This is a genomic window from Flavonifractor sp. HCP28S3_F3, assembly GCF_052065355.1.
Lineage (GTDB): Bacteria > Bacillota > Clostridia > Oscillospirales > Oscillospiraceae > Flavonifractor.
Window position 1 is genome coordinate 76613 of sequence record NZ_JBQHUF010000004.1, and the last position, 14613, is coordinate 91225.

At 63.0% G+C, this 14613-nt stretch carries 14 protein-coding genes; 4 read left to right on the forward strand and 10 right to left on the reverse strand.

Features of this window, described 5'->3' with window-relative positions; genetic code table 11:
• Nucleotides 1–53: 53 nt before the first annotated feature.
• From ACTNB1_RS05600 to ACTNB1_RS05615, 4 genes are all read right to left on the reverse strand, one after another.
• On the reverse strand, nucleotides 54–635 hold the full coding sequence (locus ACTNB1_RS05600; RefSeq protein WP_441168278.1) for an ATP-binding cassette domain-containing protein: 582 nt from the start codon (nucleotides 633–635) through the stop codon (nucleotides 54–56).
• Nucleotides 632–1321: an ABC transporter permease gene (locus ACTNB1_RS05605; RefSeq protein ID WP_441168279.1), complete on the reverse strand. Its 690-nt coding sequence runs from the start codon at nucleotides 1319–1321 to the stop codon at nucleotides 632–634. The genes ACTNB1_RS05600 and ACTNB1_RS05605 overlap by 4 nt, the downstream gene beginning before the upstream one ends.
• Before the next feature lie 70 nt (nucleotides 1322–1391).
• Nucleotides 1392–2438 (reverse strand): ABC transporter substrate-binding protein, encoded by a 1047-nt coding sequence (locus ACTNB1_RS05610; protein WP_441168280.1) that lies wholly within the window; start codon nucleotides 2436–2438, stop codon nucleotides 1392–1394.
• Nucleotides 2439–2455: 17 nt separating this feature from the next.
• On the reverse strand, nucleotides 2456–3115 hold the full coding sequence (locus ACTNB1_RS05615) for a Crp/Fnr family transcriptional regulator (protein WP_441168281.1): 660 nt from the start codon (nucleotides 3113–3115) through the stop codon (nucleotides 2456–2458).
• A 123-nt stretch (nucleotides 3116–3238) separates the two neighbouring features.
• Here ACTNB1_RS05615 and ACTNB1_RS05620 point away from each other — a divergent pair, with 123 nt between their 5' ends.
• Nucleotides 3239–3526, forward strand: a complete 288-nt coding sequence (locus tag ACTNB1_RS05620) for a hypothetical protein (RefSeq protein WP_441168282.1) — start codon at nucleotides 3239–3241, stop codon at nucleotides 3524–3526.
• Nucleotides 3527–3678: 152 nt separating this feature from the next.
• Nucleotides 3679–4821 (forward strand): LCP family protein, encoded by a 1143-nt coding sequence (locus tag ACTNB1_RS05625; RefSeq protein WP_441168283.1) that lies wholly within the window; start codon nucleotides 3679–3681, stop codon nucleotides 4819–4821.
• 297 nt (nucleotides 4822–5118) lie between these two features.
• Here the strand turns inward: ACTNB1_RS05625 and ACTNB1_RS05630 are convergent, their stop codons facing one another.
• The 3 genes from ACTNB1_RS05630 to ACTNB1_RS05640 all read right to left on the reverse strand — a co-directional run bounded on the left by ACTNB1_RS05630 (nucleotide 5119) and on the right by ACTNB1_RS05640 (nucleotide 8528).
• Nucleotides 5119–5883, reverse strand: a complete 765-nt coding sequence (locus ACTNB1_RS05630) for a polysaccharide deacetylase family protein (RefSeq protein ID WP_441168284.1) — start codon at nucleotides 5881–5883, stop codon at nucleotides 5119–5121.
• A 62-nt stretch (nucleotides 5884–5945) separates the two neighbouring features.
• Complete coding sequence (locus ACTNB1_RS05635; protein WP_441168285.1) at nucleotides 5946–6623, reverse strand: DUF2461 domain-containing protein; 678 nt, start codon at nucleotides 6621–6623, stop codon at nucleotides 5946–5948.
• A 66-nt stretch (nucleotides 6624–6689) separates the two neighbouring features.
• Nucleotides 6690–8528, reverse strand: coding sequence for a VanW family protein (locus ACTNB1_RS05640; protein ID WP_441168286.1), 1839 nt, complete (start codon nucleotides 8526–8528; stop codon nucleotides 6690–6692).
• 282 nt (nucleotides 8529–8810) lie between these two features.
• Between ACTNB1_RS05640 and ACTNB1_RS05645 the strand changes: the two genes are divergently transcribed.
• On the forward strand, nucleotides 8811–9926 hold the full coding sequence (locus tag ACTNB1_RS05645) for a 5-bromo-4-chloroindolyl phosphate hydrolysis family protein (protein ID WP_441168287.1): 1116 nt from the start codon (nucleotides 8811–8813) through the stop codon (nucleotides 9924–9926).
• Between the two features lie 296 nt (nucleotides 9927–10222).
• Here the strand turns inward: ACTNB1_RS05645 and ACTNB1_RS05650 are convergent, their stop codons facing one another.
• A complete protein-coding gene (locus ACTNB1_RS05650; protein ID WP_441168288.1) occupies nucleotides 10223–11419 on the reverse strand; it encodes an acetate/propionate family kinase in 1197 nt (398 codons plus the stop codon).
• Between the two features lie 173 nt (nucleotides 11420–11592).
• Between ACTNB1_RS05650 and ACTNB1_RS05655 the strand changes: the two genes are divergently transcribed.
• Nucleotides 11593–12798 carry a tRNA(Met) cytidine acetate ligase gene (locus ACTNB1_RS05655; RefSeq protein ID WP_441168289.1) on the forward strand — a complete coding sequence of 402 codons (1206 nt, stop codon included), beginning with the start codon at nucleotides 11593–11595 and terminating at the stop codon, nucleotides 12796–12798.
• On the opposite strand, the gene ACTNB1_RS05660 is transcribed toward ACTNB1_RS05655, so the two are convergent.
• Nucleotides 12752–13591 carry a hypothetical protein gene (locus tag ACTNB1_RS05660; RefSeq protein WP_441168290.1) on the reverse strand — a complete coding sequence of 280 codons (840 nt, stop codon included), beginning with the start codon at nucleotides 13589–13591 and terminating at the stop codon, nucleotides 12752–12754. The genes ACTNB1_RS05655 and ACTNB1_RS05660 overlap by 47 nt on opposite strands.
• A 110-nt stretch (nucleotides 13592–13701) precedes the next feature.
• Nucleotides 13702–14550 (reverse strand): rhomboid family intramembrane serine protease, encoded by an 849-nt coding sequence (locus ACTNB1_RS05665; RefSeq protein WP_441168291.1) that lies wholly within the window; start codon nucleotides 14548–14550, stop codon nucleotides 13702–13704.
• Nucleotides 14551–14613 lie beyond the last annotated feature (63 nt).

The window sequence follows — 14613 nt, forward strand, 5'->3', positions numbered from 1 at the left end:
TTTAACACAAAAGTAGGAAAACGCAATGCGTTTTCCTACTTTTAATGAAATCTTCAGATGGAATGTACCGAAAGAGGCGGGCCGTCCAGGGCGATGACCCGGTCACACAGGTCCACCACTTCCCTCTCGTGGCTGGACAGCAGCACCGGCACGCCCAGCTCCCGGATGCGCGCCAGCATGCGCCCGGCCCGGGGTGCGTCCACACCGGTGAAGGGCTCGTCCAGCAGCAGCAGGCCGCCTCCCAGGGCCAGGGCACGGGCCAGAGCCAGCCGCCGTCCCATGCCGCCGGACAGGGCGGCGGGGTAGCTGTTCTCCTCCCCCTCCAGCTCCGCCAGAGCCAGCCAGCGGGCCACCTCTCCCCGGCGGTCCCTGGGGAGCACGTCGGAGATATGCTCTCCCACTGTCCGCCAGGGCAGCAGCCGGTCCTCCTGGAAGAGGATCACCGGATTGGGCGGCACATGTACCGTCCCCCCTTCCACACCCTGAAGCCCGGCCAGCACCCGCAGCAGGGTGGTCTTGCCGCAGCCGGAGGGACCGGACAGAGCGGTGAGGCCGCTGTCCGGTATGTTCAGGGAGAACCGGTCCAGCACCAGCTTGTCCCCAAAACGGACGGTAATATCTTGCACGGATATCACGGTTCTCCCCCTCCCATCCGCCGGAACAGGCTCCCCAGAGCCCGCTCCAGCACGAAGCTGAGGACCACCACCGTCACCGTCCAGGCGAACAGGTCAGGGGTCTCCATGGTGATCTTGGCCCGGTACAGCCGGGTGCCGATGGCCAGCTTGGGCAGGCAGAGCACCTCGGCGGCCACCCCCGCCTTCCAGGCCAGACCCAGGGCGGTGGCGCAGCCGCTGGCGAAGTAGGGCAGCACCGAGGGGACGTAAATGAGCCGGAGGGTTTTCCACCGGCCGAACCGATAAGCCCCAGCCATTTCCAGCAGTTTGGGGTCGGTTTGAGAAATACCCTTGCCCACGTTGCCCCACAGCACGGGGAGCACCATAAGGCCGGAGACGATGGCGGGCACCGACCCGGTGGTGGGGGCCCACAGCAGCACCAGCACGATGAAGGAGGCCACCGGCACCGCCCGCACCACCTTGACGGCAGGGGTGAGCACCCAGTCCGCCGGGGCAAAGGCGGCGGTAGCCACCGCCGCCGCGGTGCCGATGACGGCGCCCAGGGCGAACCCGGCAAAGATGCGGCCCAGGCTCATGGCCGCCGCCTGCCAGAAGGCGGGCTCAGCCGCCAGAGCCGCCAGCCGCCCGGCCACCTCCCCGGGACCGGGGAGAAGCAGGGAGCCGTAGCCCTGGGTGCGCCAGTCCATGAAAACCGCCCCAAGCTGCCAAACCCCCAGCCAGAAGGCCAGGGGTATGACAACACGCAGGATTTTGTTTTTATTCCGCGATGTAGTAGAAGGCGTCATCGGGGATGGAACCTCCAATGGAAGCGGGGTCGGCGGCGAAGAGCACCTCGTAGTAGCTGGAGATGGACTTCATTTCCTCACCCGCGGTGAAGATCATGTTGGCCTGGGGAATGGCAGCCTGGGCGATGGCGGCCTTGGGCACGATGCCGTACTGCTCAATGAGGGCGGCGCCCTCCTCGGGGTTCTCCTTAATATAGTTGATGGAGGCCTCATACTCGCTGAGGAAGGCCTTGACCGCCTCGGGGTTCTCCTGGGCAAACTCAGTGCGCACCACCACACAGCCCATGGTGAAGGTGCCGCTGGCTCCGGACTCGGTCCAGGCGTCGCTCAGGTCGATGGCGTCCCGCACGTCGGCGTTCTGCATCAGCACGGTGGTGGCGGCGGGGACGGGGAGCATGCACAGGTCGATCTCACCGGAGGCCATGAGGGAGGTGACCTCCTCGCTGGTCTTCCACTGGATGTCCACGTCGTTATCCGGGTCCAGGCCGTTCTGAGTCAGCAGGTAGTCCAGCACATACTCGGTGTTGGTGCCCTGGTTGATGGCGTAGATGGTCTTGCCCGCCAGGTCGGCCATGGAGTTGACGGTGTCGCCGTTCTCCAGGATGTGGAGCACGCCCAGGGTGTTCAGGGCCAGCAGCTGCACCTTGCCGGTCTTGTTGTACAGGTTGGCGGCCACGTTGGTGGGCAGGGCGGCGATATCCAGCTCCCCGTTGTTCAGCTTGGGCAGGATGTCGTTGGCCGGGTCGGAGCCCAGGGTGACGGTGTACTGGTTGACGGTCTCGCCGGCCTCATTGTCGGCCAGCAGCTTGGCGGCGCCCATGCCGGTGGGGCCGTTGAGCAGGCCCAGGTTGATGGCGGTGCCCTCCAGGTCGGGCGTCTCCGTCTCGGGAGCCTGGCTCTCGGCCACGGGAGTGGTCTCGGCAGGCGGCGCGCTCTCCTCCACATTCTCCTTGGGGCCGCAGGCGGTGAGGCCCAGGGCCAGCGCCAGGGCCAGAGTGAGAGAAAACAGCTTCTTCATGGTATCCTTCTTCCTTTCTACAGGTGTTCCAGGATCTTCTGATCCAAAATGTGAATGGTCCGTCCCCGGTGGGAGATGGCGCCCTGGTCCCGGAGCTCGTCCAGAGCCCGGTAGAGGGAAGCCCGGCTGACACCCAGCCGTCCGGCCAGGCCGGTGACCGAGCAGTCCAGCTTCACCCCGCCGTCCTCCTCATGGGCCAGCAGGTACTGGGCCAGCTTCCGCCCGGCGGTGCCGGCGGTGAGGGCGTCGATCTTGCCGGAGAGAAACCAGATCCGCTGGGAGAGATAGGTCACATAGTTGCGCCCCACCTGAGGCCAGCGCTCCATCCACTCCTCAATGAGCTCCTGGGGCAGCAGCAGCAGGCTGCACCGGCTGCGGGCCGTCAGGGTGGTGGCGTAGTCGGGCCGCTGGTGGAAGAGGGCCGCCGCGCCGAACAGGTCACCCTGCCGCAGCACGCTCATAATGAGAGTCCCCTTGTTCACCTGCACCGTCCCCTCCAGCACCACCCCCAGGCAGCGCCGGAAGTGGCTGGGGTCGTAGATGACCTCTCCCTTCTCCGCCTGCTGCCGGATGGCCCGGCTGTCGGACAGCACGGCCTCCGCCGCCTCCTCCGGTACGTCCCGGAACAGGAAGGTCCGGGCCAGCAGACCCGTCAGGGCCGCCCTGTCCTCCGTCATGGTCTCCCTCCGTCTCTCATTTTTGTCTCAGATGATACAGTTAGTCTACCATGGTTTTGGAAAAAGTCAAGCGCCATTTTCCAGTCTCCTCCATACAATGAAGGTAAAAGGAGGTGACCATCCATGTCAAATCGCTGCTGTGACCGGGAGCAGGCGCTGATCCGTGCCCGCCGGAGAGCGGAGGAGCTGCTGGGCCGGGACCTGGAGGAGGATCTGCCCCAGTGTGAGGAGCCCATGAAGCGGTACATACATCCCATTCCCTGCTGCTGCCCGCCCTGCCCTCCCGCCGGACCGGCGGACCTGGACGGAGTGCTGGAGGCACTGGCCCGTCAGAACCAGCTGCTGCTGGACATTCTCAGCTCGGTAAACGCCCTGAGCGCCGCCGTGCTCAGCATCCAGTCCCGCATGTGAGAAAAGCCCGCGGCTGCCGCGGGCTTTTTTCTGACATTCTTCTGAAGATAAGCAACTTTCTCTTGTCAGGTGGCGTCTAATTGGGTATACTGGGAACTGACTGTTGACATAACAATTTCCCGCAGATATGAGAAGAGAAAGGGGCGCCTCCCATGGCCCAGAGAGGGAGAACAACCAGAAGCACCGGCAGCCGGGTGGCCGGCTCTGCCAGAAGACCTGCCCGGAAGAAAAAGCGTGCCCGCTCCCCGCTGGGGCGGCTGGCCCGCATCCTGTACTGCATGCTGGTGGCGCTGTCCGCCGTCATTGTGGTGACCTACGCCGGGGTGCGCATCGCCGCCCGGCCGCCTGAGATCAAGGACGACCCGCCCGCCGCCGCGGACAACTCGCCGTCGGGTGACCAGGAGACGGAGGATTCTCCCGCCATTTCGGAGGACCCGGGTCCCCAGCGGAAGGAGTACACCTACACCTTCCTGCTGGTGGCCACCGACCAGTCCAGCGGCAACACCGACACCATGATGGTGCTCACCTATGACACGGTGAACCAGAAGGCCGGTCTGGTCTCTCTCCCCCGTGACACCATGATCAACGGGGTGAAGGAGTCCGACGGCAGCCACTTCTACAAGCTGAACAGCACCTACGCCTACAACGGCATCGAGGGTCTGAAGAAAGAGGTATCCCAGATCCTGGGCATCCCCATCGACTTCTATGTAAAGGTGAACACCCGGGGCTTTGTAAAGCTGGTGGACGCCATCGGCGGCGTGGACTTCAACGTGCCGGTGAACATGAACTACGAGGACCCCACCCAGGACCTGTATATCCACTTCAACAAGGGAATGCAGTGGCTGTCCGGCTCCGACGCGCTGAAGGTGGCCCGCTGCCGCCAGAACTCCTATTATGACGAAGCTTCCGGCAAGTGGAAGACCTACGACGCCTACTCCAACGCCGACATCGGCCGGACGGAGACCCAGCGGAACCTGCTGACGGCGGTGCTGAAAAAAGCCCTGTCCCAGCCCCAGAACTTTGCCACCTACTATGATATCTTTTTGGAGAACGTCCAGACCGACCTGGTCATGAGCGACCTGCTCTTTTTTGCGGAAAAGGCCCTGTACTTCGACTTCTCCAACGGCCTTTCCACCGCGGTGCTGCCCGGTGACGGCACGGTGACCTACCACGGCTGGACCTACTGCTATCAGCTCTATCCCGACCAGGTGCTGGAGCTGGTGAACACCCAGGGCATCAACCCCTACACCACCGACCTCACCGCCGACATGCTGAACATCGCCCAAAAATATTGACAGAGCAAGAGCCCTGACGCCTGGCGTCAGGGCTCTCAGCGTGTCGAGAAAACTCGACACGCTTCTCAAAAATGCAAGCATTTTTTCGAGGGGATACAGCCCGCTGCGTCGCACGCGCAAAGCGCGTACGCTTGCGGGCTGAGAAGTGTTTTTTCCGAGGCACATGTCCCCGGAAAAAACAGATTTTTATTCTATTCCGCCGCCTGCGGGCGGCGGAACTCTGCCGAGGTCTTTGTCCGATGCAAGAGCGGAGCCCTCTCTTGCGTTGCGTTTGCCTTTTTCGACAGCCTGCTCTTTTCACGGATATGCGTTCCAGTAGCTCTTCCCCGCCTCCAGGGAGATGCCCCGGGCGGCAAAGAGCTCTTCGATGGTGCAGAAATAATATCCCTGCTCATGGAGGGTGTCCACAATGGCCAGAGCGGCCTCCACCGATTCGGGAAAAATGTCGTGCATCAGGATGATGCCGCCGTCCCTGGCGCTGCTCACCACCTCCTGGATCACCCGCTCCGTGTTCTGGTCCTTCCAGTCCTCCGGGTCGATGGACCAGAGGATGATGGGACACCCCGCCCAGGCCTTCACGCTGTCGTCCAGGATGCCGTAGGGCGGCCGGAGGAGGAAGTCGTTGTGGTCCAGGGTGGCCTTGAGCACCTGCCGGGTCTTTTCCACCTGGGCGTCGAAGTCCGCCCGGTTCAGGTCGGTGAGCTGGACGTGGTCGTAGGTGTGGATGCCGATCTGGTGTCCCTCCCGGTCCATCCGCCGCACCACATCCCGGTTGTCCTCCACCTGGGCGCCAATGAGAAAGAAGGTGGCTTTCACCCCCCGCTCCGCCAGACCGTCCAGCAGGGCGGTGGTGGTGGACCGCCGGGGTCCGTCGTCAAAGGTGAGGGCAATGAGCTTCTGCCCGCCGCTCTCCATCTCCTCCACCTCACCTACCAGGGGCGCGTCCGCCGTTATGCTGCCGTCATCCCGCCCGTACCAGGCCAGAGCCGTCGCCCCGGCCAGAGCAAAAAGCAGCAGCAGGGTCCAGCCGGACCACCGCTGCCGCCTCCAGTTTCCGTTCATATCCCGCCCGCCGCCTTTCCGGAGGTTTTTCGCCTCCTCAGTATGCGTTCCGGGCGGGTTTTTTATTCTCCCCGCGGGTCGGGGTCGCCCTCCAGCAGCTCCATATACTGGTAATAGGGCAGCAAAAATTCATAATCGGCCACCAGGGCGTCCGCCAGGTCGTGGGACCACAGCAGGTCGCAGTGCTCCTCCTCATGGCTGAGGGAAAAGCTCTTTTTGGCGTACCAGGGAGCCAGCAGCGGAGAGGGCGCCGCCTTGGGCCGCTTGTACTCCGGACCCTCCAGCACGAACCGGTCCTGCCGGTTCAGGCGCCGGGTCAGCTTCTCCATGGGAGCCGGGTCCCGGTCCATTCTGGCCCGGAACTTGGCCATGGTCAGGGGCGGCGCCTGCCAGAAGCCCATGCCGCAGGACCAGCTGTCCGGGGTGAGCTCGAACCAGAACACCGGGGCGAAGGCGCCGTCCTCATGGGGGCGGTGGAGGCTCAGCCACAAATGGTCCTTGTAGGGTCCCCGGCCGAAGAGCCGGCGGGCGTCCCGGTAGATGCGGGACACCTTGCACACCATAGGCAGGTCGGGGTGCTTGTCGTGAAAGCGGTCGTACACCTCGGCGCTGAGGGCTTTCATGGGGGCCAGCAGGTGGGTCCGATACTCCTCCTTGTGGGCCTCGAACCAGGACCGCTCGTTGTTGAACCGGATGCCCCACAGAAAATCCACCGTGGCGCCGGAAAAACCTTGAAACATTATCTTTTTCTCCTTTGTCAAAGCTATGCCCCCCGGCCAAGCCGGGGGGCATAGGGCTGGGTGTTGTCAGGCCGCCGGGCTCTCCTCCACCGGCTCCATGCCCGGTCCGGCGGTAGCGGTGGGCGCGGGAGTGGGAGTGGCACTGGGCTCAGCGCTGGGTGTAGTCGTAGGCGTGGCAGTGGGTGTGGCCGACGGCGTCGCCGAGGGGGTGGCAGAAGGCGTGGCCGTAGGCGTGGGGCTGGGCGTGGGCGTCACCGGGGTCTCGGTCATCAGACCGGTCTCGGGATTGATGCCCAGCCGGGCGGCGTCGGCGGGGTTATAGTAGTACACCGCGTTGGAAGCCTTGTAGGTGTTGCGGTAGAGGAAGATGGTGTCCACCGTCTTGCCGTTTTTGTCCACCAGCTTCTGGTACACGTCCACGGTATAGCCGTTGTAGCGGTTGTAGTTGGGGTCACGCTGGGGCGCGCTGCCCACGGGGATGCTCTCGTCGGGCTTATAGGTGTTCTTGTAGGCCACCTTGGAGACCACCACGCTGTAAGGCTCGCCGTGGATGCCGGTGGTGTCGGTGCCGTAGATGGTCACATGGAGGTTGTGGCTCTTGTCCTGATAGGCCTCGATCTTGATGGGGTAGTCGGTGTTGTTCTTGAAGCGGAAGTCCAGCTGATCGCTCCACACGGTGGCGTCGGTGCCGATGACCGGCATATAGCCGCCGTTGAAGGCGTGCTTGTTCCGCTCCACGATCTCCAGATTGGCCTTCAGGGTCACCCAGTACAGGGTGGAGGACAGCTGGCAGATGCCGCCGGCGGTGGCGTCCACGCTCTGGCCGTTCTGGTAGGTGCCCGCCTTCTTGTAGCCGCTGGACAGGGTGTAGGGCCCGCAGTGGTCGTTGTAGGAGAACACCTCACCGGGCAGCAGAATGGTGCCGTTGACCCGGCTGGCGGCCAGGTCGATGTTGTACCAGCGCTCGGCAGGGCTGGAGCACTTGGTGGAGCCGGAGCCCAGCACGTCCTTGAACAGGCTGTTCTTCAGGTCCTCCGTGGAGATCTTGGGCTCGGTGAGGGTGACGGGCACGGTCACGTCGGTCCCCTCCTCCGCCTCGTTCACCAGGCGGCGGGCCTCCTCCACGTCAAAGTCCACTCCGGTGACGGAGGGGACGATCTCATAGGTGTCGGCGTCCAGATAGGCGTCGGCCGCCGGCACGCAGATCTCGCTCTGAATGGCGGCAAAGTCGGGCTCCACCGGCGGAGCGGTGGTGACCTGGGCCTCCACAGGGCCATAGGCCGCAGGCTCGTCATTGGACAGCAGATGTCCCATCCGCTCCTCCAGAGCGGCGGTAAGTGCCTCGGTGTCAATGGTGCGGCCGGTAACGCCCTTATGGAACACCAGCTCGTTGTTTTCAAAGGTCCAGGTGGTCTGGGACTCCTGGTCGGCGCACTCCTGGATGGCCTGCTCCACCGCCCTGGGAGTGCCGTTGAGACCGACAGAGACGGAATAGCGGGCTCCGGAGGTCAGCGCGGCCAGATACCGTCCGCCCCGCAGGAAAAAGCTGCCGCTCTGGTCGGAAGCGGCGGCGCCCACCGCGTCCTCGGTATGGACGGTAAAGTCGGTGCCGGGCACGGTGTAGGTCCGGCCCTCACAGGTGAACTCCACCGACTGTCCGGCCAGGGTCTCCGCCATGCCTTTCTCTATGGTGTCTACCGCCTGCTCCCGGGTCTGGCCGCCCACATCGACACCGCCGATGGTGGTATTGGGCCAGAACGTTCCGCCCCCGGCATAGGCGCACAGGCCCGCATAGCCCGCCAGCAGCGCCAGCAGGACCACGATGACCACAATCAAAACGACCTTGCCCTTGCCCGGCTTTCCTCCGCCGGAGGGCTGTACGCGTTTACCTTCTACATATCCCATGATTCTCACTCCAACGATCTCCCCTGCCCGGCAGGAGAGACGATCTATCTTCAGGGGTCGAAACCACCCCTTTCATGTCTCAACATTATAGTAACTCCCAAGGGGAAATGCAATTACAGAACGGTTACACCGGGAAACCGCTTTACAGTCCGGGTGTTTCGCAGTATCATAAAGTCACGTTCATCTTTCATCTTTTTTAAAGAAGTTATCCAGCGAATCTTTAACACTTCTGTGATACAATAGCAATCGTTAAATCATTTGGGAATGTGAGGGACATGGCCCATGGCAAATTATCAAAATCGAAATACGCCCAATTCCCAGGACCTGGTGTACTGGATCATCACCGCGCTCCTGCTGGTTACCATCTGGCCCATCGGCCTGTTTCTGCTGCTGCGCAAGGTGCTGGGCGGGAAAAAACGGCGGCAGTATAACGCCTGGCAGCCGCCCCGGCAGGCGGCTCCCGGCACCCAGGGGATGCCCGGCATGAACCGGAACCGGCAGGGCAAGCCCATCGACCTGAACAAGGGCAAGGGCATGATGGTGGCCGGCATCGTCCTGGCGGCCATTTTCGGCATCACCCTGATCAGCGGCTTCCCCACCGTGGCGCTGGGCACCAGTCTGGTGAATGCCCTGGCGGCCATGTCGCCGGTCATCGGCCTCTTCCTGGGCAGTCTGGCCCTGGCCTGGGCGGGCGGCCGGCGGAACAAGCAGGCCAAGCGGTTCCGCAAATATGTAGCCCTTATTGGCAAGCGGGAGAGCGTCTCCATCACCACTCTGGCTCAGGCCATGCCCACCACCTTCCGCAAGGCTTGTGCCGATCTTCAGGATATGCTGGACGACGGCATTTTAGAAACAGGCTATCTGGACATGTCCACCGGCCGGCTGATCCTCAGCGACGAGGGGCTCCAGGACAAGCCGGAGCCGCCCAAGCAGGAGCAGGAGGAGGCCAAGCCGGAGGAGGCTCCCCTGGACATGAACGACGACAACGCGGTACTCAGCGAGATCAAGCGCCTCAACGACGACATCGACGACGAGGTCATGAGCCGGAAGATCGACCGCATCGGGGAGATCACCGGCAAGATCTTCGCCTATCAGAAGCAGCATCCCAACCGTGCCGGGCAGCTGCGCAGCTTTTTGAACTACTACCTCCCCACCACCCTGAAGATCCTCAAGGCCTACGCCCGGATGGAGGAGCAGGGCATTGAGGGAGAGAACATCCGCTCGGCCAAGGAACGCATCGAGGGCATGATGGACAAGGTGGTGGACGGGTTTGAGAAGCAGCTGGATAAGCTCTTCCAGGACGACGCCATGGATATCGCCACCGACGTGCAGGTGCTGGAGCAGATGCTGGAAAAGGACGGCCTGTCGGGAGACGGCGGCATGACCCTGGGCGGCTGAGCCCAGGGCCATGGTTCACAATTCGTTTACATAACCTTTAAATTCTATCCACCCTTTCCCAGCGAAAGGGTGGTATCTTATAGTCACAGCCAAGCTGAACGAAATAAAAGCGGGCGCCGGGAACGTGCGGAAGGAGAAATGCCATCCGTGGCGCGTTCAGAACACCGGGCAGCTTTTGTGACTGCCCCCCGGCTGTGGGGGCAGACCAGAAACAACACGGGGCCACGTGTTACAATATAAATCAAAAGGGTCCGGGACTTTGAGAAGTCCCGGACCCTTTTCCTTGTTCAATAATCTTAGCCCTTGACGATGGCGGCGGTATCCATGGCGATCATGAGCTCCTCGTCGGTGGGGATGAGCAGCACCTTCACCTTGGAATCGGGAGCGGAGATGACGGTCTCCTTGCCCCGGACCTTGTTGGCCTCGGCGTCCATCTTCACGCCCATGAACTCCAGGCCGGAGGCGGCGTTGTAGCGGGTGATGGCGTCGTTCTCGCCCACGCCGGCGGTGAACACGATGGCGTCCACACCGCCCATGGCGGCGGCGTAAGCGCCGATGAGCTTCTTCACGCTGTACTGGAAGGCCTCCAGAGCCAGGGAAGCGCGCTGATTGCCGTCGTTGCCGGCGTTCTCAACGTCGCGGAAGTCGGAGGACACGCCGGAGATGCCCAGCACGCCGGACTTCTTGTTGAGGATGTTCATCATTTCCTTCATGTCGTACCCGTGCTTGTTCATCAGGTACTCCAGGATGCCGGCGTCCAGGTCGCCGGAGCGGGTGCCCATGGGCAGACCGGCCAGGGGGGTGAAGCCCATGGAGGTGTCCACGCTCTTGCCGCAGTCCACGGCGGCCACGGAGGAGCCGTTGCCCAGGTGGCAGGTGATGATCTTCAGCTCTTCAATGGGCTTGCCCAGCATAGCGGCGGCACGGGCGGACACATAGCGGTGAGAGGTGCCGTGGAAGCCGTAGCGGCGGACCTTGTCCTGCTCATAGTACTCGTAGGGCAGAGCGTAGATATAGCTCTTGGCGGGCATGGTCTGATGGAAGGCGGTGTCGAACACAGCCACCATGGGCACGCCGGGCATGACCTGCTGGCAGGCCTTGATGCCGGTGATGTTGGCGGGGTTGTGGAGAGGAGCCAGGGGGATGCACTCCTCGATGGCGGCCATGACCTCGTCGGTGATCAGCACGGAGGAGGCAAACTTCTCGCCGCCGTGGACCACGCGGTGACCCACCGCGTCGATCTCGGAGGCGCTCTTGATCACGCCGTGCTCGCTGTCCAGCAGGGCGTTCAGCACGGACTGAATGGCCTCAGCATGGGTGGGCATGGGGATCTCAAACTCATACTTGGCGTCCTTAGCGGGGATCTTGTGGGTCAGGCGGCCGTCGATGCCGATCCGCTCGCACAGGCCCTTGGCCAGCACTTCCCGGGTCTCGGGGTCCATCAGCTGATATTTCAGGGAAGAACTGCCGGCGTTGATGACCAGAACTTTCATTGGGTCCATCTCTCCTTACTTGTTACTTGTTAACCGTCGCTTGTGCGTTCTTTCGTTGTGTAGTAAAATAAACTCGCATGTCTATCTTATTCTATCCCTTTTTTCCAGAAAGGACAACCCGCATTTTGTTAGAAAGCAGGATTTTTTTCCTCTTTCTGTTTGGAGGAACGGCTATGAGGGTCGCCGGTATCGTGGCGGAGTACAATCCATTTCATCTGGGGCACGCCTGGCACCTGTCCCGCACCCGGGCGCTTCTGGGTCCGGACAGTGCGGCAGTGTGCGTCATGAGCGGTCACTGGGTCCAGCGGGGCGACTGCGCCATAGCGGACAAGTGGGCCAGGACCGCCCTGGCTCTGGCGGGGGGCGCCGACCTGGTGATCGAGCTGCCCACCCCCTGGGCCATGGCCTCGGCGGAGTCCTTTGCCCGGGGTGCGGTGGGCCTGCTGGCCGCCACGGGAGTGGTGGATACCCTGTCCTTCGGCAGTGAGGACGGGGACCTCTCCCCGCTCCAGGCCGCCGCCGCCGCGCTGGACGCCCCCGACTACCCCCAAAAGCTGAGAGCCGCCCTGGACCGTGGCCTCTCCTTCCCCGCCGCCCGGCAGGAGGCGGCAGGCTTCCTCTGCCTGTCCACCCCCAACAACAACCTGGGGGTGGAATACCTGCGCTCTCTCAACGCCCTGGGCAGCTCCATCACCCCCATGACGGTGGAGCGCCGGGGTGCAGGCCACGACAGCACGGGGCATCTGGACGGCTTCGCCTCCGCCTCCCATATCCGCGCTCTGCTGCGGGATGACAGCACGGCGGAGGCCGCTCCCCTTTTGCCCGCCGGCTCCCTGGATATTTTGGGAGAGCCCGCTTCCCTCGTCTGGGCGGAGCGGGCGGTGCTGGCCCGGCTGCGCACCATGTGGGAGGGCGACTGGGCTGCGCTCCCGGACAGCGGAGCGGCGGAGGGGCTCCCCGCCCGGCTGGTGCGGGCGGCAAGAGAAGCCACCACCCTGGAGGCGTTCTACACCCTGGCCAAAACCAAACGCTACACCCACGCCCGGCTGCGGCGGCTGGCGGTGGGCGCTTTTCTGGGGCTGAAAAAAGAGGACCGCCCAACGGCGGTCCCCTATGTGCGGGTGCTGGGTCTCAATGAACGAGGTCAGGGTCTGTTAAAGCAGATGAAGAAAAGCTGTTCCCTTCCCATCCTGACCAAGCCCGCCCAGGCCAGGGACCTGGACGGTCCGGCCCGGGCGCTCTTTGAGGCGGAGATCCAGTACACCGACCTCTTTGGCCTGTGCTTCCCCACCCCCAGGCCCTGCGGTCTGGAGTACACCACCAGCCCGGTGTTCAGCGCTTCCGCTGACGGCGGACAAAGATCCCGAAGGCCGCAATGAGGACGATCAGCAGGAGCAGAGGCCACAGGATGACCAGGGCGTACCGGATGTTCTGGACCCACACGTTGGCCCGGTCCAGCAGGGTGATGGAGGGTCTGGAATAGAGGGTGAATTCCAGCTCTCCCTCCGGCAGGCCGTCAAAGCGGGCGGTGTAGCTTCTCTCTCCCGCCTCCTCCAGGTGGAGGGTGGAATCGATGATGTAGGGGGACTTCTCCGGCGTGGAGATCTCCACATCCAGGGTGCCGAAGTGGGCCCAGTGCTGAGCCGGGGAGAGCAGATAGGTAAAGGTGTGGGTCCAATCGGTGGTGCCGTCCCGGACGCTGTAGCTGAGGCTGGGGTAGCTCACCGCCACCTCCCGGCTCCCGCCGGCGGGGAACTCCACCGTGTACACCAGGGCGGTGCGCGCCCGATCCGGGTCGTCGGTCTCAACCGCCTGCTGGGTGAAGGTCAGGCTCTGGCCGTCGGCGGTGACGGAGACCTCATTCGGATCCAGGCCCTCTCCCACCTGGCCTTTCCGCTCCTCCAGGTAGAAGGCCATGGGCACGGTGAGGGCTTCACCCGTGGGGTTTTCCATCTGGTAGACGGCGGTGACCTGAGCGGCCAGCTGTCCGTAGTCCCCCTCCCCGTCGATGCGGAAGGTGAGGGTCTCGGCGGACACGGTAACGGGGCAGTTCTCGTCCACCTCCAGGGCGGAGCCCCCCACCCCGTCCAGTCGGGTGGGCGCGGAGTTGGCGGCGGCGGGCGTGAGCAGCGCCAGCAGCAGCGCCAAAGTGCAAAAGACAGTGCGTTTCATCGGGCATCCTCCTTTCCTTTTGGTCCTTTTATTATATCAAAGGTTGGGAAAGGGAAAAACAACAGAGCAGTTACAAAAACGGCGGACGCCTGTGGGCGTCCGCCGTTTTCTCATTCGATATGCACGTGGTTGTGGATGTGCTCCGAGCAGTAGCAGTAGTAGCCGTTGCACTTGGAGCAGTAACGGAACTCCTCGTCGGGGTAGTCGGTGTCGGTCTTGCCGCAGACGGCGCACTTGTGGATGTAGCCCTTCTGCTGCTGGGCCTGCTTGGTGGCCTTCTTGAAGTTGATGGTCTGGGCTGAGTGCCGGTACTGCACCCGGCCGAAGCGGGCCATGATGTCCGACCAGAAGAAGAGCAGATAGTTGACCACCGCCACCAGGGGCAGCAGGCAGAGGAACCAGGCGCCGCCGGCGATATACCGGGCACTCTGGATGATATACAGCGCCGCGTCCAGCCAGGCCAGCCACTTCACCTTCACCGGGATGACGAAGAAGAACAGCACCTGCAGGTCGGGGTACAGGGTGGCGAAGGCGAAGAACATGGACATATTCACATAGAACATGTCGATGGCGTAGCCCACACCCCAGAGGTCCAGCACAAAGCCGGAGGCCAGGGTGAGCAGGAAGCCCATGGCGTAAAAGACGGTGAACTTGGTGGTGCCCCACTCCCGCTCCAGGGTGCTGCCGATGAACCAGTAGAAGTACAGGGAAAGCAGGAAAAAGATGGCGTTGCCGGAATCCAGGGGGAGGGCCACGAAGGTGATCAGCCGCCACACCTGACCCTGGAGGATGCCATGGGTGGAGAACATCAGCAGCAGGGACAGATAGCCGTTGCTGAAGATATCCAGCAGGTAGACCACCGCCTGAAGGATGACAATATATTTCATCAGTCCCGGGATACCCAGCCTGGGATGCTTGTAGCAGAAGCGGTCCAGCCAGGTGTCAACAGATCGTCTCAAACAGAATTACCTCCCGATCCAACACAGTGTTTGTTATCATATCAGCTTTTCGGCAAGAATTTC

What these genes read in the sequence shown, in the direction of transcription:
- ACTNB1_RS05605 (WP_441168279.1), bottom strand. Translation starts at nt 1,321, where the DNA reads ATGGACTGGCGCACCCAGGGCTACGGCTCCCTGCTTCTCCCCGGTCCC.
- ACTNB1_RS05610 (WP_441168280.1), bottom strand. Translation starts at nt 2,438, where the DNA reads ATGAAGAAGCTGTTTTCTCTCACTCTGGCCCTGGCGCTGGCCCTGGGC.
- ACTNB1_RS05615 (WP_441168281.1), bottom strand. Translation starts at nt 3,115, where the DNA reads ATGACGGAGGACAGGGCGGCCCTGACGGGTCTGCTGGCCCGGACCTTC.
- ACTNB1_RS05620 (WP_441168282.1), top strand. Translation starts at nt 3,239, where the DNA reads ATGTCAAATCGCTGCTGTGACCGGGAGCAGGCGCTGATCCGTGCCCGC.
- ACTNB1_RS05625 (WP_441168283.1), top strand. Translation starts at nt 3,679, where the DNA reads ATGGCCCAGAGAGGGAGAACAACCAGAAGCACCGGCAGCCGGGTGGCC.
- ACTNB1_RS05630 (WP_441168284.1), bottom strand. Translation starts at nt 5,883, where the DNA reads ATGAACGGAAACTGGAGGCGGCAGCGGTGGTCCGGCTGGACCCTGCTG.
- ACTNB1_RS05635 (WP_441168285.1), bottom strand. Translation starts at nt 6,623, where the DNA reads ATGTTTCAAGGTTTTTCCGGCGCCACGGTGGATTTTCTGTGGGGCATC.
- ACTNB1_RS05640 (WP_441168286.1), bottom strand. Translation starts at nt 8,528, where the DNA reads ATGGGATATGTAGAAGGTAAACGCGTACAGCCCTCCGGCGGAGGAAAG.
- ACTNB1_RS05645 (WP_441168287.1), top strand. Translation starts at nt 8,811, where the DNA reads ATGGCAAATTATCAAAATCGAAATACGCCCAATTCCCAGGACCTGGTG.
- ACTNB1_RS05650 (WP_441168288.1), bottom strand. Translation starts at nt 11,419, where the DNA reads ATGAAAGTTCTGGTCATCAACGCCGGCAGTTCTTCCCTGAAATATCAG.
- ACTNB1_RS05655 (WP_441168289.1), top strand. Translation starts at nt 11,593, where the DNA reads ATGAGGGTCGCCGGTATCGTGGCGGAGTACAATCCATTTCATCTGGGG.
- ACTNB1_RS05660 (WP_441168290.1), bottom strand. Translation starts at nt 13,591, where the DNA reads ATGAAACGCACTGTCTTTTGCACTTTGGCGCTGCTGCTGGCGCTGCTC.